Origin of the sequence: Azospirillum cavernae (assembly GCF_003590795.1) — a bacterium.
Classification (GTDB): Bacteria; Pseudomonadota; Alphaproteobacteria; order Azospirillales; family Azospirillaceae; genus Azospirillum; species Azospirillum cavernae.
Genome location: NZ_QYUL01000004.1, coordinates 189,292 through 209,273 on the forward strand (window position 1 = coordinate 189,292; position 19,982 = coordinate 209,273).

A 19,982-nucleotide genomic window follows, 5' to 3' on the forward strand; every position below is an offset into this window, starting at 1 on the left:
GGATGACTTTGTGTGACTACAATCCTTTTTGTGTTTTCGTGATGTCGCCCCGGTAGTCCACAGGCTTGATCCGACGGCTCCCCATATAGCCAAGGCGGATCAAGCCTGTGGACCCACCGGGGCGAGCGGTCGGGAGAGAGGATGTTCAGGATTTCTGACCTGCGCCGAGGTGGCGAGAGAAGCCAGATTGGCGGCGAAAACTTCAGCGGGCGTGCGATAGCCCAGGCGCCGCCGAGGCGTGTCGTTCAGACGGCGGGCGAGGGCGGTCAGAGCTGCCGATGTCCGCTCGGTTTCCGGGCTGGCGAGCGGGAGGCGCCTGCGCACACGGCCATTGGCGTTCTCGACCCCTCTCTTTTGCCATGGACTGTGGGGATCGCAGAAATAGCTGTCCATCGTCAAAGCCTTATAAGCGAAGAACTCCGTTCCCCGATCAAAGGTGATGGTCATGCGGGCAGGGCAGGGAAAACCAGCGCTCCGGCGGGATCGGGTTGCCGCGCAGCTTGCAGCCCAAGTGACCGCACCCAAAGTTTAAGCCATTGTTTTAAAACAAGAGTTTCACTTCAGGATAGAACCTGCCCCGCGAACATAATAAAAACTCATAACTATTATTATGGAAAACATTGGATTCCGGCGATATGGGCGCGTCGGCACGACCCACGTCGCCCTTATCCTCAACCAACCAGGGGCCGCCCATCGACGCCGGGCGGCCTTATGTCAGGCGGCGCGGATGCCCGACAGGAACTGTTCGACCTGCGCCTTCAGGCGAACGGATTGCTGGGCCAAATCGCTGGACGCGCCCAGCACCTGGGCCGCCGCCGCGCCGGTCTGGTTGGCGGCTTGGCTGACGGTGACGATGTTCGCGCTGACGGCTTGGGTGCCGGAGGCGGCCTCTTGCACGTTGCGGGAGATTTCGGCGGTCGCCGCTCCCTGCTCCTCGATGGCCGACGCGATGGAGGTCGCCACCTGCCGGATGTTGCCGATGGTGTGGCCGATTCCGGCGATGGCGTTGGCGGCCCCGTCGGTCGCCCCCTGCATGGAGGAAATCTGGCTGGAGATGTCTTCCGTCGCCTTCGCGGTCTGGGTGGCGAGATTTTTGACCTCGTTGGCGACGACGGCGAAGCCCTTGCCCGCTTCGCCCGCACGGGCGGCCTCGATGGTGGCGTTCAGCGCCAACAGGTTGGTTTGGCTGGCGATGCCGGTGATGAGGCGGACGATCTCGCCGATCCGCTGGGCCTGATCGACCAACCCTTGCACGGTTCGATTGGTCTGGTCGGCCTCGGCGCTCGCCTGATTGGCGATGTCGGTGGACCGAGAGACTTGAGAGCTGATTTCCGTGATCGACGCGGCCAGCTCTTCGGTCGCCGCCGCCACGGTCTGAACATTGACCGACGCCTCTTCAGCGGCCCGCGCGGTGGCGGTGGCGCGCTCGTTGGTGTCCTCGGCGATTCCCGACATGCTTTTCGCGGTCGCTTCCAGTTCCGCCGCTGCGTTGGACACGGTGTTCAGGATGCTGGCGATGTTGCGCTCGAACGCGCCGATCATGCGCTCGATGGCCTCGGTGCGCCGTTCGCGTGCCGCCCGGTCGCGCGCCTGTTCGGCCTCCAGACGGTCGGCGGTTTGCATGGCGTCGCGGAAGACCAGAACCGCCGTGGCCATGGTTCCGACCTCGTCGGCGCGAGTGGCGTCGGAGAGATCGGCGTCATAATGTTTGTGCGTCAGCCGCTCCATCGCCGCCGTCAGTCGGGCCAGCGGCAGGACAATCCCCCGCCGGGCGATCAGCGCCGACAGGATGATTCCGGCCAGCGTGCCGATCAGGACGAAGGACACAACCATCAGGGTGACGGAATGCTCGACATCGTCCAACCGCTGGGTCAGCCGTTCGCCTTCCTTGATTTCGTTGTCAATCAGGGGATCGGTCAGTTGGGACGCGGCGCGTTCGCTGTCGCGCAATTCGCTGCGGAACAGCGCGCGCGCGTCGTCACGCTTTCCGGCCAGGGCCAGATCGCGAACCTTGCCCAGACTGTCCCGAACCTTCGTTTGCAGCGTGACCATCTGCCCGCTGCGATCCCGTCCGGCGCTTCGCAACCGCGCGTCCAACTCCTGGGTCAGCCGTCCCATGGCGTCCAAACGCTCGGCGAAACGGCCCTTCAACCCGGCTTGCCCCTGGTCGTCTTCGGCGATCAAATTCAGCCCGTCGCGCTGCAACGCCCGGCTGACCGACCGCAATTCCGACGCGGTGACGACCACGGCGTTGCTTTGCAACAGGGCGTGGGTCGCGTCGTCGGTGCGGGCCATCCCCCACAAAGCCACCCCGCCAATCGACATGGCGATTAAGGACAGCACGGCGACCGGGGCCAAAAGCTTGGTCGATATCTTCACCAGTCTCTCCTTGCGCAGCATGTCCCATTGACCGCATGGCATGGGTCGATGCGACATGGTGCGCCGATTGTCGTGGATCGGAAATCAGGAGAGACCCGGAGAGGATACAGACTTGCAGCATAGAGCCAAACGGAAGCGGCGGTGGCGAGCGCCTATTCTTCCGTCGCGTTGAAGCGGTAGCGGAAGTCGCAATGGTCGTCGCCCTGCATCAGGGTCTTCGTCCGCGTCATGGTGATGCGCGGGTCGTAGCCGGTGCAGAACGCCGCGTCGCGGTTGCAGGACAGCAGATGGCCGACGTGACCCAGCCCCATCGACCGATACATCTCGGCGTAGCGGCAGCGGGTGACGTTGTAATCGAAATGGTCGTCGTCCCGTCGCGTCACCGCGATGCGCAGGGCGTCGTCCTTGGTCCAGAGATGTTGCAGGTCGGCGAAGCTGTTCAGGCTGGTGCCGTTCGGCTCCTGCGCGGCGAAAGCGGCGGCGGCGGCCAGGGCGGCCTTGGTGATCGCCGCGCCCAGAATCTCTTGCGCCATGACATCGCCCAGCCGGGCGGCCATTTCCTCATAGACCGGCTTCAGGATTTCCGCCTCGATCCGGCGGCGCTCCAGAATGCCCATCGCCGTCGCGGTTGTCGTGGGCGTCGCGGCGGGCGGTGTTTCAGCGGAATCCGTCATCGCATCCTCGCGGATCGGGGTGGAACAAGACGTCAGTCGGGGCAGCGGCGCAAACGGACGTGGCTGTCATGGACGGCGGCGCCGCCGAAGGGGGCCACCGGGTCGGCCCCGGTCAGGGTGTTGATGCCGCGCCCGCCCGGGTGGGCGGCGTTGGGCCAGATCGATTCGGCGATGACCACGCCGCGCCGCACCCCGTCGAACAGCCGGACATCCAGGATCACCGCGCCGCGCCGGTTCGTCAACTCCACCCGGTCGCCCTCGGCCAGCCCCTGCCCCGCCGCGTCGTCGGGGTGGATCATCAGGGTGGGCTGCCGTTCGCGCGCCTGGGATCCCGGCGTTTCGGTGAAGCTGCTGTTTAGGAAGTGCCGGGCCGGAGCCGTCACCAGACGGAAAGGATGCTCCTCGTCCGCCGCCTCGATCACCGGCCAATGGTCGGGAAAGGACGGCATCGCCGCCACCGGCCCGAACTGCGAGGGCGCTGGGTAGGACAGCGCCGCCCAATCGGGCTTCAGCCGGAACCGGCCATCGGGCCAGGGGAAGCCGTCCACGCAATGGGCGGTGTTGAAATCCGGCTGCGCGTCGATGAAGCGGGCCTCCTCCAGCGCCGCCAGCCGCCCCCAGCCCGACGCCTGAAGCGTGGCGTCGATCAACTCGCGCGCCGTCATGCCAAAGCCCGGATGCTGGTCCACCCCCAGCCGTTTGGCGAGGGCGGTGACGACGGCGTGGTTGGACCGGCAGTCGCCCGGCGGGTCGATCAGCGCCGGGCCGAACAGGATGTGCTGGTTGCCGCCGGACTGGTAGAGGTCGTCATGCTCCAGAAACATGGTGGCGGGCAGCACGATGTCGGCCATCCGCGCCGTGTCGGTCATGAATTGTTCGTGCACGCAGGTGAACAGATCGTCGCGGGCGAAGCCCCGCCGGACGCGGGTCTGGTCGGGGGCGACCGCCATCGGGTTGGTGTTCTGGATCAGCAGCGCCGTCACCGGCGGTCCGCCCGCCAACGCCTCGGCGTCGCCGTCCAGGATCGGGCCGATGCGCGATTGGTCCAACATGCGCACGGTCGGGTCGCGCAGGTCCAACCCCTCGATCAGCGTCTTGTCCCAATGATAGATCGCGCCGTTGGTGTGGAAGACGCCGCCGCCCTCGTGCCGCCACGCGCCGCTGACCACGGGGATGCAGGACGCCGCGTGCATGTTGACCGCCCCATTGCGCGAGCGGGTGAAGCCATAGCCCAGCCGGAAAAAGGCGCGCGGGGTCTGCCCGACCAGCCGGGCGAAGGCCTCGATCTCGGCGGCGGGCAGGCCGGTGATCGCCTCGGCCCAGACCGGATCGCGGTCGGCCAGATGCGCTTCCAACCCGTCGGCGTCGGCGGCGTGGCTGGCCAGATAGGCGCGGTCGGCCAGCCCATCGCGAAACAGCACATGCATCACCGCGCAGGCCAAGGCCCCATCGGTGCCGGGACGAATCAGCAGCGGGATGTCGGCCTGCTCCATCGTCGGCGTGCGGTAGACGTCCACCACGGCGATCTTCGCCCCGCGCTCCTTGCGGGCGCGCACCGCGTGGGTCATCACGTTGACCTGGGTGGAGACCGCGTTGGTCCCCCAGATCACGACAAGGTCGGAGCGCGCCATCTCGCGCGGATCGACCCCGGCCAGACGGCCAACCCCGGCGAGGAAGCCCGACCAGGCCGGGTTGGTGCAGATGGTCGAAAAGAAGCCGGAATAGCCCTTGGCGTGGCGCAGCCGGTTGATGCCGTCGCGCTGAACCAACCCCATGGTTCCGGCGTAGAAATAGGGCCAGACGCTTTCCGCGCCATGGCGCCGCTCCGCCGCCAGAAAGCGGTCGGCGACGATGTCCAGCGCCTCGTCCCAGCCGATGGGGGCGAAGTCGCCCGATCCCTTCGGCCCGGTGCGGCGCAAGGGCTGGGTCAGCCGGTCGGGGTGGTGGACGCGCTCGGCGTAGCGGGCGACCTTGGCGCAGATCACGCCCGCCGTGTAGCTGTGGTCCGCCGCCCCGCGCACCCGCCCGATCCGCCGCCCAATCTGCGGATCGTCGCGGATCTCCACCTCCAGCGCGCAGGTGGACGGACAATCATGCGGGCAGACGGTGGCGTGCGCGTTGGGGGCGGGCATCGTTGGGCTTCCGGTCGGAACGTGCGGCGTCCGGTTTGGCGCGGCGCCTCGTTCGTGTGCTTAGCATGGCGCAAGGAGGCTGTCGAACCGCGCCGCCAAAGCGCCCGCTTCAGCGCAGGCGGCGAATCTGCTCCAGCGGGAGGGTTTCGGTGTCGAAATCCTCGTCGTCATACTCGACGACGCAGGAATCGCCCTTGGAGCGTTTGATCGTCGCCGGGTACCAGACGCCGTTGTCCTCGGCCACCACCGCCAGCCCGACTTTGCAGGAGGCGACGGCGCGGCCCGGCCCCTCGGCGTTCCAGGCGAGCAAATCGTCGGGTTCGACGAACTCGTCCTCTTCGTCGTCGAAATCCTCGAAATGGACGCGGCAGGTTCCGCCCTTGCCGGGGTTGCGGGCGCGGGCCGGATACCACGCCTCGTCGGACAGGGCGAAGACGCGGGCGCGCGGCGTGCAGAGGGCGGATGTGGACGTCGGCAGGGGCGTGGCCACGGGTGCGGGCGCGGCGGTCAGCGGCGCAGGCTCGAACGTCGCCGGAACCGTGGTCGGGCGGGCGCCGCCGCCGCTGGTGAAGGCCACGCCGGGGAAAACCGACCGGATCCAGGAACGGATCCCGGTGGTGCGCACGAACCAGGAGAAATCGCCGTAGCCAGCTTTGCCGTCGCCCGCCGTGTTGATGCCGACGATCACCCAGCCGTCGCCATCCTGCATCCAGGCCGACCCGCCGCTGTCGCCGCCGCCCAGCAGACCGGCCAGACGCGACGCCGGACGGCGCGGGCCGCCCAACGGATTCTCGATCCGGCCATCCTCGCGCGACAGGAACACCGCCAGCGAATTGCCCGCGTCCTGGTCGTCGGTGGGGCGGCGCAGCGGCTCCACATCGTCCACCCGGCCTTGCGCCGCCGCCTTGTCCAGCCCGGCGTTGTAGCTTTCATCCTCGCCGACCGACGCGATGCCCCGCGTGCCATAACCGACGAAGGTGATGATCCGGCCCTGTTCGGCGTTTCCGCTGTACAGCACCGGCGGCGGGCCGAGATTGGTGATGGGGCGGCTCAGCCGGACGATGGCGGCGTCGCGCCCGCTCCAATCGTCATCGGCGTCATAATCGGGGTGGATCCACAGACGCTCGCCGCGCAGAACCGTGCCGTCGTCGGTGCGGAATCGCGCCTCGCTCAACTCCGAATCGTCGAAATTGTGGGCGGAGGTCAGGATGTAGGCGTGGGAGGCGTCGTTGCCGATCCAGGTGCCCGACCCGTCGCCCCAACTGGTTCCGCCATCCAGCGACAAGGACAGCACGGGGCGGAATTGCGGTTCCTGGGCCAGACGGATGTGCGCGCCGAAGCCCGCCGTTTCGCGGCCCCGCGCCCCGCCCTCCTCCCGCCACACGCTGTCGAGAATGACGACGGCGGGCGCGGCTTGGGGGACGATCAGCCCAACCACCAGAATCAAGCGGCCAAGCCACATCATCATGAACCAATCCTCCAACCGTCAGGGGAGAAGACCGCAGATAAAGCCGTCCCGTCAAGGCCGCCGGAAGACGGCTTAGGGCAACGAAGTCAGGTTAACGCAATGTCACCAACCTGGAAGACGAACTTGAAACACGGATGAACACGGATATCCACGGATGAACACGGATAAGAAATTTTCCCTTGATCCGTGTTCATCCGTGGGCCGACGCAGTCGGCATCCGTGTTTATCCGTGTCGAATATCATTTTACGGTCTTTCCATGGGGTCGAATTAACCTGACTTCATTGCCGTGAAAGGCACCTTCATCAATCACAGCCGCACCGGCCAATTTTGCGGCAAACGCTTGAATCGACAGGTGTTTTTTCTTGCGTCGATCCGCCGCACGCGGAAGACAGAGACCACATTGCGGTTAGGGCTTGACAGTGAGAATGATTCGCGGCGTTATCCTCTGCAAATCAGTCGCACTTGCGCAGCTTTCACGCCACCGCCAGACCCGCCTTGCCGTTCTTAAGGAGATCTCCATGTCGAAGCGCGCTGTCGGCCTCGCCGCCGTCGCCGTCGTTGCTCTGCTGCCGTTCGCCTCTTACGCGGACACGGCCAAGCCCGCGTTCAAGGACGTCGCGAAGAATTACGCCGACATCGCCCAGGCCGCCTATCAGGACGCCGCGACGGGCGCCAAGGCGCTGAAAAAGGCGGTGGACGCCCTGATCGCCAATCCCAGCGACGAGACGCTGGCCAAGGCGCGCGCCGCCTGGAAGGTCGCGCGGGTTCCCTACATGCAGACCGAAGCCTTCCGCTTCGGCAACCCGATCGTCGACGAGTGGGAGGGCAAGGTCAACGCCTGGCCGCTGGACGAGGGTTTGATCGACTATGTGGACTCCTCCTATGGCGGCGGCGAGGCCAACCCCTTCGCCACGGCCAACGTGATCGCCAACCCGAAAATCACCGCTGGCGGCAAGACCATCAACGCCACCCGCATCACCAAGGGCCTGCTGGCCGACAAGCTGCACGGCGCGGGCAAGGTGGAGGCGAACGTCGCCATCGGCTATCACGCGGTGGAATTCCTGCTGTGGGGCCAGGATCTGCACGGCACCGGGCCGGGCGCGGGCGAGCGCAAGGCCAGCGACTTCGCCAAGGGCAAGGCGTGCAGCAACGGCCATTGCGACCGCCGCGCCCAATATCTGACCGTCGCCACCCAGATGCTGGTTGAGGATCTGGGCGAGATGGCCGACGCCTGGGGCGCCAAGGGCAAGGCCCGCGCCTCCATCGCCAAGGCCAAGGAGGAGGAGGGCGTCGCCCGCATGCTGACCGGCCTCGGCTCCTTGAGCTACGGCGAATTGGCGGGCGAGCGGATGAAGCTCGGCCTGATGCTGCACGACCCGGAAGAGGAGCATGATTGCTTCTCCGACAACACCCACAACTCGCATTATTACGACCAGGTCGGCATGGTGAACGTCTATGGCGGCACCTACACCCGGACCGACGGTAAGACGGTCGCGGGTCCGTCGCTGTCGCAATTGATCGCCGCCAAATCGACCGACGCCGACGCCAAGATCAAGGCGGCGATGGCCGCGACGACCAAGGCGATGCAGGCGATCAAGGACACCGCCGACAGTGGCAAGATGGCCTACGATCAGATGATCGGCGCCGACAACGCCGAGGGCAACGCCCTGGTTTCCACGGCGGTGGACCGCTTGGTCGATCAAAAGAAGGCCCTGGAGGGCGCCGTCGCCGCTTTGGGCGTGTCGATGGAGCTGAAGGGGTCGGACAGCCTGGACAACCCGTCCGCCGTGAGCAAGTAAGCCAACGGCCCGGCCCTGGTCCCGCGCGTCGCGCCGGGACGCCCTCTCCTTCCCTTCCGGGCCAGCGCCCGTGACGGGCGGGGCCAGGGCCGGTTTTTTCTTCCATTCAAGCGGCGCCGGGCGGCGGCGCTTGCCCCCTCCCTAACCCTCCCCCGCTGTCGCGGGAGAGGGAACTCCGCCGCAAGCCGACAAGGCTCCTGCCCCTTCTTCCTCAGGCCCCCTCTCCCGCTGACAAGCGGGGGAGGGTTGGGGAAGGGGCGGAACGGGTCGAATCGCCGGAACCTTGTTTGGCCCATCAGGACGCCCGCCATGTTGAACCGCTTCGACGCCCGCCTGTCCCGCCGTTCCCTTCTGCGCGCCGGGGGCGCGGCTCTGGCGGCCTCGGCGGTGGGCGGGGGCAGCCTCGCGGCGCCGGGCGGCGGCGATCTGGTCGAGGTCGAGCTGCTGGCCAAACAGCGGATGCAGCGCATCCTGCCCGAACCGGCGAACGCCTCGCCGCTCGTCACCTACGCCGAACGCTTTCCCGGTCCGGTGATCCGGCTGCGCAAGGGGCAACGGCTGCGCGCCACTCTGGTCAACGGCTTGACCGAACACACCTCCATCCACTGGCACGGCATCCGCCTGTCCAACGCCGAAGACGGCGTGCCTTTTCTGACCCAGCCGCCGACCAAGCCCGGCGAGCGTCACGTCTATGAATTCACCCCGCCCGATTCCGGCTCCTTCTTCTTCCACCCCCATTGCAACACGGTGGAGCTGCTGGGGCGCGGGCTGGCCGGGGCGTTGATTGTCGAGGAGGAGGGCGGACCCGCCTTCGACGCCGATCTTGTGTGCATGATTAAGGACTGGCAGCTCGACAAGACCGGGGCCTTCGGCGCTTTCACCAGCGACCGGGGCGCCTCGCGCGCCGGAACCTTCGGCAGCGTTTCCACCGTCAACGGCCTGATTGAGCCGGTGATCGACGTCCCCGCCAACGGCGACGTGCGCGCCCGCCTCTACAATGTGGACAGCACCCGCGTGATCGACCTCCGGGTCGAGGGGACGGAGAGCGGCGGCGGGGCCTGGATCATCGCGGTGGACGGCAACCCGCTGCCGCCCCGCCCGCTGGACGGCTGGCCGATGGGACCGGCGATGCGGCTGGACGTGATCTTCCGCGCGCCCAAGGATCCCGGCAAAACGCTGCGCCTGACCAACGTCTATTCGGCTCAGCCCAAGCCGTTGGCGGTGTTCCGTTCGGTCGGAACGGCCTTGCCCAACAAGCGTTTCGCCCCGCGCGCCCTGCCCGCCGCCAGCATCCCCCAGCCCGATCTGAAAAACGCGACCGTCGTGCCGATGGCCTTTTCGGCCACCGCCGTGGCGCAAATTTTCGACGACGCGCTGTTGACCAGCCTGCCCTTCGCCGATTCCCTGTGCCTGTCGGAAAAGACCTTCTGGGCGATCAACCAGCAAAGCTGGCCGGAGGGCGGGCATGAACGCTTGCCGCCGCCGATCACGACGCTGGAGAAGGGCCGCAGCTATGTGTTCGAGCTGGCCAATCTGACGCCGCACCTGCACCCGATCCACATCCACGGCTACACCTTTTCGGTGCTGTCGTCCGATCTGCGCAAGGTGGTTCCGCACCACGCCGACACCGTGCTGTTGGAGCCGAAAGAGCGGCTGCGGGTGGCGATCAAGGCCGACAACCCCGGCGACTGGATGTTCCACTGCCACATCATTGAACATCAGGACACCGGCATGATGGGGTACATCCGCGTTGCTTAAGCGTTTTTCCCGGCGGCTGTTCGCCGCGCTGCTGCTCGCTCCACTGGCCGTCCCGTTGACCGCCCCGGCGCGGGCCGACGGCCTCGACGTCCGGATCGGCGAGGGGCTGTTCCGCCGCATGTGGGTGGCCGCCCCCACCGCCACCCAGGCCGCCGACGGGTTGGGGCCGCTCTACAACGCGCGCGGCTGCGCCGCCTGCCACCCCAAGGGCGGCGGCGGACGCCCGCCCGATCCGGCGGCAGCGGAGGATCAAGGCGTCGGCTTCGCCCTGAAGATGAACGACGATCCGGTCTATGGGCGGCAGATCCAATCCAACGCCATTCCCGGCCAGATCGCCGAGGGCCGTCCGACCGTGCGTTACCGCGAAGAGACGGTTCGCTTCCCCGACGGCGACACGGCGCGGCTGCGCCGTCCGACTTACGGAATCGCCAATCTCGGCTATGGCCCCTTGGCCGCGACCACCCGCTTGACGCCGCGCGTCGCCCCGCGCGTCCATGGGATGGGCCTGCTCGACGCCATCCCGGACGACGCGGTCGAGGCCGAAGCCGCCAAGCAGCGCGAAGAGGGCGTGGTCGCCGGGCGGCCCAACCATGTTCCGATGGACGGCGCGTTGCGGGTTGGCCGGTTCGGCTGGAAGGCCAGCAACCCCAGCCTGGACCGCCAGAATTCCGAGGCCTTCAGCCTGGACATCGGCATGTCCACCCCGTCCTTCCGCGATCCCTGGGGCGACTGCACGGCGGCGCAAACCGTCTGCCGCGCTGGACCGCACGGCGATTCCAAACAATTCGAGGGGCTGGAGATCCCAAGCTCCATCATCGGCCTGATCGACGGCTATCTGCGCGACCTGCCGCCCGAAGGCGGGCTGGAGCCGCCCAAGGACGCGGCGGGAACCGCCCTGTTCGCCGCCGTCGGCTGCGCGTCCTGCCACAAGCCATCCTACACGACCGCCCCGGATCCGGCCCGCCCGGCCTTGTCCAACCGAACCGTCTTTCCGCACAGCGACCTGCTGTTGCACGACATGGGCGACGGGTTGGCCGACGAGGTGCCGATGTTCCAGGCGCGCGGGCGGGATTGGCGGACCACGCCGCTGTGGGGGCTGAATCGGCTGGCCGCGCAGGATGGCCGCCTGACCCTGCTGCATGATGGCCGCGCCCGCAGCGTGACCGAGGCCATTCTGTGGCACGGCGGCGAAGCGGAGAAATCCCGCAAAAATTTCATGGACTTGCCGCGCGAGGCGCGGAAACGTCTGGTGCGCTACGTTCTGGGTTTGTAAAGGAACGTTGGCGGGCGACGGCCCGCCGCAACGCTTGCAAGGAATGGGAACTATGCGACGCCGCATACTGCTTGGTCTGCTTTCGGCCTCCGCGTTGACGCTGGCGCTGCCGCCCCTGCCCGCCTTGGCGGCGCGCGCGGCGGATCAGGACCGCGCGTTTCTGGCCGGAATGGCGCGCAGCCACGCCCTGCCCCGGTGCGAGGCCTTGGCGACGGCGACCGCCCGCTACGCCGACCAGCTCGACCGCTTCGCCGCGTCCCCCACCGCCGCCGGGCTGGAGGAGGCGCGCGCAGCGCACCGCGCGGTGACGGACGCCTGGGCCGCCGTGCAGCATCTGCGGCCCGGCCCGTTGACGCTGGAGTTGCGCTCCGACCGCATATCCTTCTGGCCGGAACGGGCGGGGGTGGTGCAGCGGCAGATCGGCCAGATTCTGCGCGACCACGACGCCAAGCTGCTGCAACCGGGCGCGCTCGCCCGCCAGAGCGCCGCCGTGCAGGGCCTGACCGTTCTGGAACGGCTGCTGTTCGACGAGGGCGTGACGGTGGACAGCTTCACCGGCGACGACGCCAAGCGTTTCCGTGGCGCGCTCGCCGCCGCCGCCGCCCGCAACCTTGCCACCATCGCGACGGACGCCCGCGATGGTTGGAAGGCGCTGGTGGCCTCGCTCGCCACGGGAGAGCCGACCATCCTCGGCCCGACCCCGAGCGAGGCCGTCAGCACCCTGTTCGCCTCGGCGATCACCGCCATGCAGATCATCGTCGATCAGAAATTGACCGGCCCCTTGGGCGGCGGTCTGGCCGAAGCCAAGCCGACGACGGTCGAGGCGCTGCGCAGCGGGCGCGCCCTGCGCAACATCACGCTCAATCTGGAAGGGCTGCGCGCCCTGATGCTGGGCGAGAACGGTGGTCCCGGCTTCGCCGTCCTGCTGCCCGCCAACGAGGATGGGGCCACCGCCAAACAGGCGATTGACGAGAGTTTCGCCTCCGCGATCAGCGCGGTGAACGCGATTTCCGGCCCGCTGAACGCCGCCGTCAGCGACCCGGCCCGGCGCAAAAGCGTCGAAAGCGCCCTGCGCTCGGTCAAGGCGGCGCGGGTGGAGATGCTGGGCACGCTCGCCCCGCTGCTCGACATCACCATCGGTTTCAACGAGTTGGACGGGGATTGACGGGGATGACGCCCAACCGCCGGACGGTTCTGCATCTGCTGGGCGGCGGCTTGCTGGCCGCCGTCGCCGGGCCGACGCGCGCGGCGACGGTGAACGGCGCGCCGCTTTACCTCAACGCCTACGCCACCGCCGGGGCGTCGCCCGCCTACGGCGTGGCGGCGTTGGACGCGACGGGAAACCTGCGCTTCACCACAGCCGCGCCGGGCCGCGCCCATGGCATTGTCCCGCGCCCGTCCCGCGCCGAAGCGGTGGTCTTCGCCCGGCGTCCGGGCCGCTGGTTCCTGCCCGTCTCGCTGGACGACGGAACGCCGGGGACGGTGGTGGCCGCGCCGGAGGATCGCCGCTTCACCGGCCATGGCGCCTATTCCGCCGATGGGCGTGTGCTCTACGTGGCCGAAGACGACGTGCCGGGCGAAACCGGCTCCATCGGCCTGTATGACGCCGCCGACGGCTACCGCCGCGTCGGGGCGTTGCCCACCCACGGGCTTGGTCCGCACGAGATCGTCGCGTTGGACGGCGGCGCGGTGCTGGCCGTCGCCAATGGCGGGGTCATCACCCACCCCGACACCGGGCGGGCCAAGCTGAATCTGGACGCCATGGATTCCTCGCTGACCTATGTCGAGGCGGCGAGCGGGCGTCTGCTGGATCAGGTGCGTTTGCCCGAACGGCACGCCAATCTGGGGATTCGCCATCTGGCCCCGCTGGCCGACGGCGGCGTCGCCTTCGGCGTGCAGGACGAACGGCCCATCGGCGAGACTCAGCCCTTGGTCGGCGCCCATCGACCGGGCGGCGGCGCGGTTCGCCTGTTTGAAACGCCGGACGATGTCTTGGTCCGGCTGGACGGCTACATCGGCAGCGTCGCGTCGGACGGTCGCCTCGTCGCCGCCAGCTCGCCCAAGGGCGGGTTGATCGGCCTGTGGGACGGGGAAAGCGGCGCGTGGCGGGGGGCGACCGCCCTGCCCGACGGCTGCGGCGTCGCGCCGTGCGACGATGGTTTCGCCATCACCAGCGGTCTGGGCGTGATGGAGCGGATCGCCGCCTCGGCGGACGCGCCGGTCCTGGAACGCCGAACCCCGGCCTTCCGCTGGGACAATCATTTGACCCGCTGGCAGGGCTGAACCGGAGCGCGCGCGTAGAGCCGCTCATTCGTCCGCTTGAAGGCTGATGGCGACGCGGCGGTTGCGGGCGAGCGACGCCGGATCGCCGCCGGGGCCGAGCGGGCGGGTGTCGGCGAAGCCGACGGCGGACAGGCGGGTGGCTGGAACCCCCAGATCAATCAGGCGGCGCACCACGCTGGACGCCCGCGCGCCCGACAATTCCCAGTTGGAGGGAAAACGCTGGTTGGCCACCGGGGTGACGTCGGTGTGCCCCTCGATGATGATGTCGCCGCGCGCGGCGATCAGGGTGGTGGCCAGCCGCCGCAGGATGGCGTGACCGGGCGGCGTCAGTTCGGCTTGGCCGGGGGCGAAGAGGATGGCGTCCCCGATGCTGATGGCGACGCGGTTTTGCTGGACGCTGACCGTCACGGCGGTTGGCGCGCCCAGTTCGGTCAGCCGTTCGCGCCAGCGTTGGGCCAGCCGTTCCGGCGCCGTCACCGCCACCTCGTCCGGGTTCAGCCGGGGGCGGGGATCGGGCGGCTCCGGCGCTTGAAGGATAGGCTGGATCAGGGGCGGCAGGGGCGGCGCGTCGTCGAACAGCGGGGGGCGTTCGCTGGGCGGGGGGGCGGTCGCCGCGACGCCGACCGCCGGGGCGTCCGGGGGCATCGGCTTGGTCGGCAACTGGTCTTTCAGCGTCGTCATCGCCAGCAGCATGACGAACACCGACAGCAGCAGCGTCACCAGATCGGAATAGCTGAGCAGCCAGATCTCTTGATCCTCGTCCGCGTTGGCGGCGGGCATCCGCGCCCGGCCCAGCATGGCGGAATCGATTTCCGACGCATGGTCCAGCGAAGGACGGTCAGGCGAAGGGCGGTCAGGTGGGGGACGGTCAGGCGGCTCCATGCAGTTCGTCCCTGCGTTCGCGGACGAATTCGGCCATGGCGTCGGCGATCACGGTGGGGGAGCGGCCAAGCCGCACCATCAAAATGCCTTCCAACAGCACGTTCAGCATGGCGACGCGGCCCGCCGTGCGCTGTTCCAGCTTGATGGCGATGGGTTTGAACACCAGATTGGCCAGCACCACGCCATACAGCGTGGCGACCAGCGCCACCGACATGTGTTCGCCGACCTGGGCGATGGTGGCGGTTCCAAGCTGCGCCATCATGCCGATCAGCCCGACCAGCGTCGCCAGCAGACCAAAGGCGGGGGCCAAACCGGCCAGGGTGCGGAACAGGCGGGCCTGAACCGTTTCCTGTTCGATCACCTTTTGGATGCGCCAGTTCATCACATGCAGGATGTCGTTGATCGGCGCGCCATCCAGAATCAGTTGCAGTCCCAGCCGCAAAAAGGGGCTGGCCGCCTTGGCTCCCCGCTGTTCGGCCTGCTGGATTTGGCTGCGGTGGTACAGGCGGGCGAAGGCGACGATTTCCGCGATGTCGTCGGCGATGGTTTCCTCGTCGCGGAAGATGTTGACGATGGCCAGAAGCGCCGCCTTCAACTCGCTGGCGCGGAAGGCCAACAGGGCGGCGACGCTGATGCCGCCGCCGATGATGACCACGCCCGTGGGATTCCACAGGGCTTCCATGCCATGGCCGACGCCGATGTAGGAAATCAGCCCAAAGCCGCCGACCAAGCCGAAAACCGTGGAGTTCAAAAAAGCTGGAAGCTTGCGCGCCGGGACCAAGATCCGCACTCCGTCGCCGTCGCGACCGTTTCATCGCCTTCCATTGGGCATAGGCGTCGTCCCCCTGTCAATCCGGGACTCCTCCAAAAGGCCATAGCTTTTCGGGGGGCAGCCCTTACCTTTGACCAGAGCGGCGGCGCGCGCCGCCCAGCGCCTCGGCCCCCGTCGCCAGCTCGATCAACTCGCTGGTCACGTCCTCCTGGCGCAGGCGGCGGGTGACGCCGGTCAAATCCTCCAGCGTCGCCTCGATGTTGCTCTGGACCGTCAGCATCACCGCCAACCGGGCGGCGTTTTCGGCGGCGAAGCTCTCCATGGCGGCCCCGGCCAGCCGGGCGAAAACATACTCGTCGATCAGCCGGTTCACCAGGGCGGCGGGTGGCAGGTTGGTCAGCGGCGGCGATCCCCCCGGCGTCGGCTGGGGAAAACGGGCGGGATCCAACGGCAGCAGCGTTTCGCGGCGGATCTCCGGCGGCGCGCCGCTGGTGGTTTGCCCGAACAGCAGGGACACCGGCCCCACCCGATGCGCGGCGGCGGCCTTGTACAGCGCGTCCGCCGCCTCGCGGGCGGTCGCGGGCACGCCGTCGGCGCGGGTCGCCATCGGCGCCGCCCAGTCCGCCGCCCTGCCCCGCTCCTCCAACAGCGCCGCGCCCCGACTGCCGACCACCCACAGCGCGTGGTCCTTCGGCGCGGCGAGCGCCGCCTCGACCAGCCGTTCGGCGAAGGCCCCGACGAAGCCATGCTCGGGCGCGAACAGCAGCAGGACCGGGCGGCCCTCGCCGTTTTTCCCCCCGTTGAGGGGCCGCCCCCCGGTCCCCGCGTCGGTCAGGGCGAGCGCCTGGCCCAACGCGCGCTCGATCACCGCCGCGTAAGCGCGGGCGCCGCCCAGCAGGCCCAGCGCCTGTTGCAGCCAGACCCCCGCCAACGCCCGCATGGCGTCCGTCACGGCGCTGAGATCCTGAACGCTGGCGCGCCGCGCCTCAACCTCGGTCAGGCGTTCGGTCATGGCGCGGCCCCCGTTGGCGGCCCCAGCGCGCGGACGGCGTCGCTCACGGCGGCGCGCAATTCGGCGCGGGTGGCGTCGTCCAGGTCGCCGCCGCTCGCCAGATGGGCGGTGGCCGCCAACGTCTGGGCGTCCAGCCCCGCCGCCAAGGCCGCCTGAAAGCGCGGCAGGGCGTCGAGCGGAATGGCGTCGAGCGTTCCATCGTCCAGGGCCAGCAATTGCGCCAATTGGCGGGCCAGCGGTTGCGGCGCCAGAGAGCGTTGGGCCAGCAGCGCCCGCATCCGCTGGCCATGGGCCACCGCCTTGCGGGTGCGGTCGTCCACCATGCCGCCGAAGCGGCTGAAGGCTTCAAGCTCCAGAAACTGCGCGTAATCCAGGCGCAGGGGTTCGGCCAGCCGCCGCAGGGCCGGGGGCTGCGCCTTGCCGCCCACCCGCGACACGCTGCGCCCGATGTCCACCGCCGGTTTCTGCCCCTCGTGGAACAGCTTGGCATCCAGAAAGATTTGGCCGTCGGTGATCGAAATCAGGTTGGTCGGGATGTAGGCCGACAGGTTGCCCGCCTGGGTTTCGGCGATGGGAAGCGCGGTCAGCGACCCGCCGCCGCGCGCGGGCGACAGCTTGGCCGCGCGCTCCAGCAAACGGGCGTGCAGGTAAAAGACGTCGCCGGGATAGGCCTCGCGCCCCGGCGGGCGGCGCAGCAGCAGCGACAATTGCCGGTGCACGGCGGCGTGCTTGGTCAAATCATCGACGATCACCAGCGCGTGCCGCCCGCTGTCGCGAAAATGCTCGGCCATGGTGAAGCCGCTGTAGGGGGCCAGCCATTGCAGCCCCGGCGGGCTGTCGGCGGCGGCGACGACGAACAGGCAGCGGTCCGCCGCGCCGCCGTCGCGCACCGCCTCGATCACCGCGCGGACGCCCGACGCCTTTTGGCCGATGGCGATGTAGACGCACAGAACGTCGCCGCCGCGCTGGTTGAGGATGGCGTCCACCGCGATGGCCGTCTTGCCAGTGGCGCGGTCGCCGATCACCAATTCGCGCTGACCGCGCCCCAACGGGAACATGGCGTCGATCACGGCGGTTCCCGTCAGCATCGGTTCCGTCACCGCCGCCCGGTCGGCGATGGTCGGGGCGGGGCGCTCCACCGGCTCCCAACATTCGGCCTCGATGGGTGGCCCGCCGTCGAGCGGGTTTCCCAGCGGATCGACCACCCGGCCCAGCAGGGCGTCGCCGACCGGCGCGCGCACGACGGCCCCGGTGCCGCGCACGATGTCCCCGGCGGACAAATGGCGGTCCTCGCCCAGCAGGACGCAGCCGATGTCCTGGTCGAGATCGACCGCCAGCCCGGCCACCCCGCCGGGAAAGACCAGCCGTTCGTCCGACCGCGCGCCGGGCAGGCCGGACACGCGGGCGATGCCGTCGCCCACCGATTCGATCCGCCCGATGGATTCAAAGCGCGGGCTGGCGGCCACGGCGTCCACCCGGCGCAGCGCCTGCGGCAGCCAGAGATCCAGCGCGTCCTTAAGCGGCGGCGGTTTTGCCTGCGTCGTTTTGTTTGTGGGCGTCATTTTGGGTGCGGTCATCGCGCGTCAGCTCCTCCATCGCCTCGGCCAGAGCCTGTTTCCAGGAATGGCGGAGGACGCTGTGCGGAAAATGCAGCTCCACCCCGGCGATCAGGTCGGGATCGGCGCCCGCGTCCAGCGCCACGGGCCGCCCCAGGGCGGTTTCCAGCCGCGTCCGGGCGTCGGTCAGCGCCCCCTCGCCCAAGGGCGCGGCGCTGAGCAGCCGCAGCGGCAGCGGGTCCGGCGGGCTTGCGCCATCCTCGACCAGCGCGCGGCGGTCGGCCTCGGCCAACCCGGCGACGCTTTGGCAGGCTTCGATCAGGAAGCGTTGGGTCAGGCTGGCCGCGCTGTCCGCCGCGCCCAGCAGCCGCGCCGCCACCGCCAGAGCCAGTTCGGCGGCGGCCTCCCGCTGGCCGCTGACCGCTTGGCGGCGCTCGTCGTCCAGGGTGGCGGCGGCCTCGGCCAGCAGGCGCGCGGCCTCGGCGCGGGCGCGGTCGAGCAGGGCGGCGCGTTCGGCGTCGGCCTGACGGCGGGCGTCGGCGAGCAGGCGGTCGCGCTCCTCCGACAGCCCGGCCCGTTCGCCCTCCAACCCCTGGCGCAGCCGTCCGGCGTCGGCGCGGGCGGCGTCCGCCTCGACCCGCGCCCGTTCGGTGGTCGCCTGCCGTTCGGCGATCACCGCCAGCACCGGCCGGTAGAGGAAATGGCGGAGCAGCCACGCCAGAACCAGAAAATTGATGGCCTGAAGAAGCAGCGTCCAACCGTCGATTCGCATGGCCGTCCCCTTCAAACGAACGGATTGGCGAACAGCAGCAGCAGCGCGATGACCAGACAATAAATCGCCATCGTCTCGATCATCGCCAGCCCGACGAACAGGGTGCGCGACAGGGTGTTGGCCGCTTCGGGCTGGCGGGCGATGGCCTCCATCGCGGCGGCGACCGCCCGACCCTCCGCCAACGCCGGGCCGATGGCGCCGACCGACACGGCGATGGTCGCGCACAAAATGCTGATGGCGTGGATGTCCATGGCTTAACCCCTTTCGATGGAGCCGACCGCGCCGCCGATGAAGACGGCGGCGAGAATGGTGAAGATGTAGGCCTGCACAAGCCCCAGCAGCAGCTCCAGCGCCATCAGCGGCACCGGCACGAACAGCCCGGCCAGCGACAGGACGATGCCGATGACGAATTCGCCGCTCATCACATTGCCGAACAGGCGCACCGACAGCGAAAAGGCCCGCGTCAACTCCGCCAGGATGTTCAGCGGAAGCAGCAGGGGCGTGGGCTGGGCGAAGCCCTTCAGATAACCCCACAGCCCGCGCGCCCGCACCCCCAACGCCTGGGTGGCCAGCAGCACGACCAGCGCCAAGGCCCCGGCGGTTTCCAGGAACGCGGTGGGGGACTTCAAACCGGGAACCAGCCCGGTGAGGTTGGCCGTGGCCAGATACAGGAACAGCGTGCCGAGCAGCGGCAGGAAGGGGGCGGGATCCGCCTGCATGGTCTCGCCGATCTGCCGGTTCAGCGTTTGCACCACCAGCTCCAGCGCCGTTTGCACGCGGCCCGGCTCCACCACGCGCAGCCGCCGCGTCGCCAGGGCCGATCCGAGAGTCAACACCGCCATCAGCCCCCAGGTGGTGAGAACCGGCAGGGTGATGGTCACAGGCCCCAGCGCGAAGACGATTGGGGCGGAAAGGGGCGATTCGATCATGATCGCGCCTCCTGCGACGGGTTTTTCGCCTTTTCCCGGCGGACGATCACGACGCGGGCGGCGTGGAATCCGGCCAGCATGCCAAGCAGCGCCGCCGCCCCGGCCAAGGCCGCCAGCGTGAAGGCGGCGACCGCCCCGGCCACCCGCAGGGCGTAGAGCGGCAACACCCGGCGGACGCCGCCGTCCAGGCAGCGGTCCACGGTGACGGCGAGGCTGCGGAAGAACAGCGCGCCCAGCGCCGCCCCGGCCAACAGCCCCAGCAGGGCCGACAGGATGGTGGGGATCGTCATGC

The 19,982-nt window shown here is 68.9% G+C and carries 17 protein-coding genes and 1 pseudogene; 5 read left to right on the forward strand and 13 right to left on the reverse strand.

Features of this window, described 5'->3' with window-relative positions:
* Positions 1 to 44 precede the first annotated feature (44 nt).
* The 5 genes and pseudogenes from D3877_RS29605 to D3877_RS24130 form a co-directional block, all read right to left on the reverse strand.
* Positions 45 to 492 (reverse strand): annotated as a pseudogene (locus tag D3877_RS29605) (transposase); the annotation flags it as partial.
* Between the two features lie 222 nt (positions 493 to 714).
* Entirely contained in the window at positions 715 to 2,379 is a 1,665-nt protein-coding gene (locus D3877_RS24115) for a methyl-accepting chemotaxis protein (RefSeq protein WP_158599990.1), read from the reverse strand.
* A 152-nt stretch (positions 2,380 to 2,531) separates the two neighbouring features.
* Entirely contained in the window at positions 2,532 to 3,053 is a 522-nt protein-coding gene (locus D3877_RS24120; protein ID WP_119833353.1) for an L-2-amino-thiazoline-4-carboxylic acid hydrolase, read from the reverse strand.
* 32 nt (positions 3,054 to 3,085) lie between these two features.
* A complete protein-coding gene (locus tag D3877_RS24125; protein WP_119833354.1) occupies positions 3,086 to 5,185 on the reverse strand; it encodes a molybdopterin-containing oxidoreductase family protein in 2,100 nt (699 codons plus the stop codon).
* A 109-nt stretch (positions 5,186 to 5,294) separates the two neighbouring features.
* Positions 5,295 to 6,653 carry a trypsin-like peptidase domain-containing protein gene (locus D3877_RS24130; RefSeq protein WP_147395285.1) on the reverse strand — a complete coding sequence of 453 codons (1,359 nt, stop codon included), beginning with the start codon at positions 6,651 to 6,653 and terminating at the stop codon, positions 5,295 to 5,297.
* 519 nt (positions 6,654 to 7,172) lie between these two features.
* Here D3877_RS24130 and D3877_RS24135 point away from each other — a divergent pair.
* The 5 genes from D3877_RS24135 (at position 7,173) to D3877_RS24155 (ending at position 13,767) form a co-directional block, all read left to right on the forward strand.
* Positions 7,173 to 8,453 carry an imelysin family protein gene (locus D3877_RS24135; protein ID WP_119833356.1) on the forward strand — a complete coding sequence of 427 codons (1,281 nt, stop codon included), beginning with the start codon at positions 7,173 to 7,175 and terminating at the stop codon, positions 8,451 to 8,453.
* Positions 8,454 to 8,762: 309 nt separating this feature from the next.
* Positions 8,763 to 10,211: a multicopper oxidase family protein gene (locus D3877_RS24140; RefSeq protein ID WP_119833357.1), complete on the forward strand. Its 1,449-nt coding sequence runs from the start codon at positions 8,763 to 8,765 to the stop codon at positions 10,209 to 10,211.
* Positions 10,204 to 11,484: a di-heme oxidoredictase family protein gene (locus tag D3877_RS24145; protein ID WP_238475054.1), complete on the forward strand. Its 1,281-nt coding sequence runs from the start codon at positions 10,204 to 10,206 to the stop codon at positions 11,482 to 11,484. Before D3877_RS24140 ends, D3877_RS24145 begins: the two co-directional genes overlap by 8 nt.
* A 52-nt stretch (positions 11,485 to 11,536) precedes the next feature.
* Complete coding sequence (locus D3877_RS24150; protein WP_119833358.1) at positions 11,537 to 12,649, forward strand: imelysin family protein; 1,113 nt, start codon at positions 11,537 to 11,539, stop codon at positions 12,647 to 12,649.
* Between the two features lie 5 nt (positions 12,650 to 12,654).
* A complete protein-coding gene (locus D3877_RS24155) occupies positions 12,655 to 13,767 on the forward strand; it encodes a DUF1513 domain-containing protein (protein WP_119833359.1) in 1,113 nt (370 codons plus the stop codon).
* A 24-nt stretch (positions 13,768 to 13,791) separates the two neighbouring features.
* Here the strand turns inward: D3877_RS24155 and D3877_RS24160 are convergent, their stop codons facing one another.
* The 8 genes from D3877_RS24160 to D3877_RS24195 all read right to left on the reverse strand — a co-directional run bounded on the left by D3877_RS24160 (position 13,792) and on the right by D3877_RS24195 (position 19,980).
* Positions 13,792 to 14,649 (reverse strand): OmpA/MotB family protein, encoded by an 858-nt coding sequence (locus D3877_RS24160; RefSeq protein WP_119833360.1) that lies wholly within the window; start codon positions 14,647 to 14,649, stop codon positions 13,792 to 13,794.
* Entirely contained in the window at positions 14,636 to 15,439 is an 804-nt protein-coding gene (locus D3877_RS24165; protein ID WP_119833361.1) for a motility protein A, read from the reverse strand. Before D3877_RS24165 ends, D3877_RS24160 begins: the two co-directional genes overlap by 14 nt.
* Before the next feature lie 106 nt (positions 15,440 to 15,545).
* The gene (locus D3877_RS24170) at positions 15,546 to 16,433 is read right to left on the reverse strand and encodes a F0F1 ATP synthase subunit gamma (protein ID WP_119833362.1); all 888 of its coding nucleotides are present in this window, start codon (positions 16,431 to 16,433) and stop codon (positions 15,546 to 15,548) included.
* Positions 16,430 to 18,010 (reverse strand): F0F1 ATP synthase subunit alpha, encoded by a 1,581-nt coding sequence (locus tag D3877_RS24175; protein WP_238475055.1) that lies wholly within the window; start codon positions 18,008 to 18,010, stop codon positions 16,430 to 16,432. Before D3877_RS24175 ends, D3877_RS24170 begins: the two co-directional genes overlap by 4 nt.
* The gene (locus D3877_RS24180; protein WP_119833364.1) at positions 17,949 to 18,761 is read right to left on the reverse strand and encodes a F0F1 ATP synthase subunit B family protein; all 813 of its coding nucleotides are present in this window, start codon (positions 18,759 to 18,761) and stop codon (positions 17,949 to 17,951) included. The genes D3877_RS24175 and D3877_RS24180 overlap by 62 nt, the downstream gene beginning before the upstream one ends.
* An 11-nt stretch (positions 18,762 to 18,772) precedes the next feature.
* Positions 18,773 to 19,012 carry a F0F1 ATP synthase subunit C gene (locus D3877_RS24185; RefSeq protein ID WP_119833365.1) on the reverse strand — a complete coding sequence of 80 codons (240 nt, stop codon included), beginning with the start codon at positions 19,010 to 19,012 and terminating at the stop codon, positions 18,773 to 18,775.
* Between the two features lie 3 nt (positions 19,013 to 19,015).
* Positions 19,016 to 19,690 carry a F0F1 ATP synthase subunit A gene (locus D3877_RS24190; protein ID WP_119833366.1) on the reverse strand — a complete coding sequence of 225 codons (675 nt, stop codon included), beginning with the start codon at positions 19,688 to 19,690 and terminating at the stop codon, positions 19,016 to 19,018.
* Positions 19,687 to 19,980: an N-ATPase subunit AtpR gene (locus tag D3877_RS24195; RefSeq protein ID WP_119833367.1), complete on the reverse strand. Its 294-nt coding sequence runs from the start codon at positions 19,978 to 19,980 to the stop codon at positions 19,687 to 19,689. The genes D3877_RS24190 and D3877_RS24195 overlap by 4 nt, the downstream gene beginning before the upstream one ends.
* Between the last annotated feature and the right edge of the window lie 2 nt (positions 19,981 to 19,982).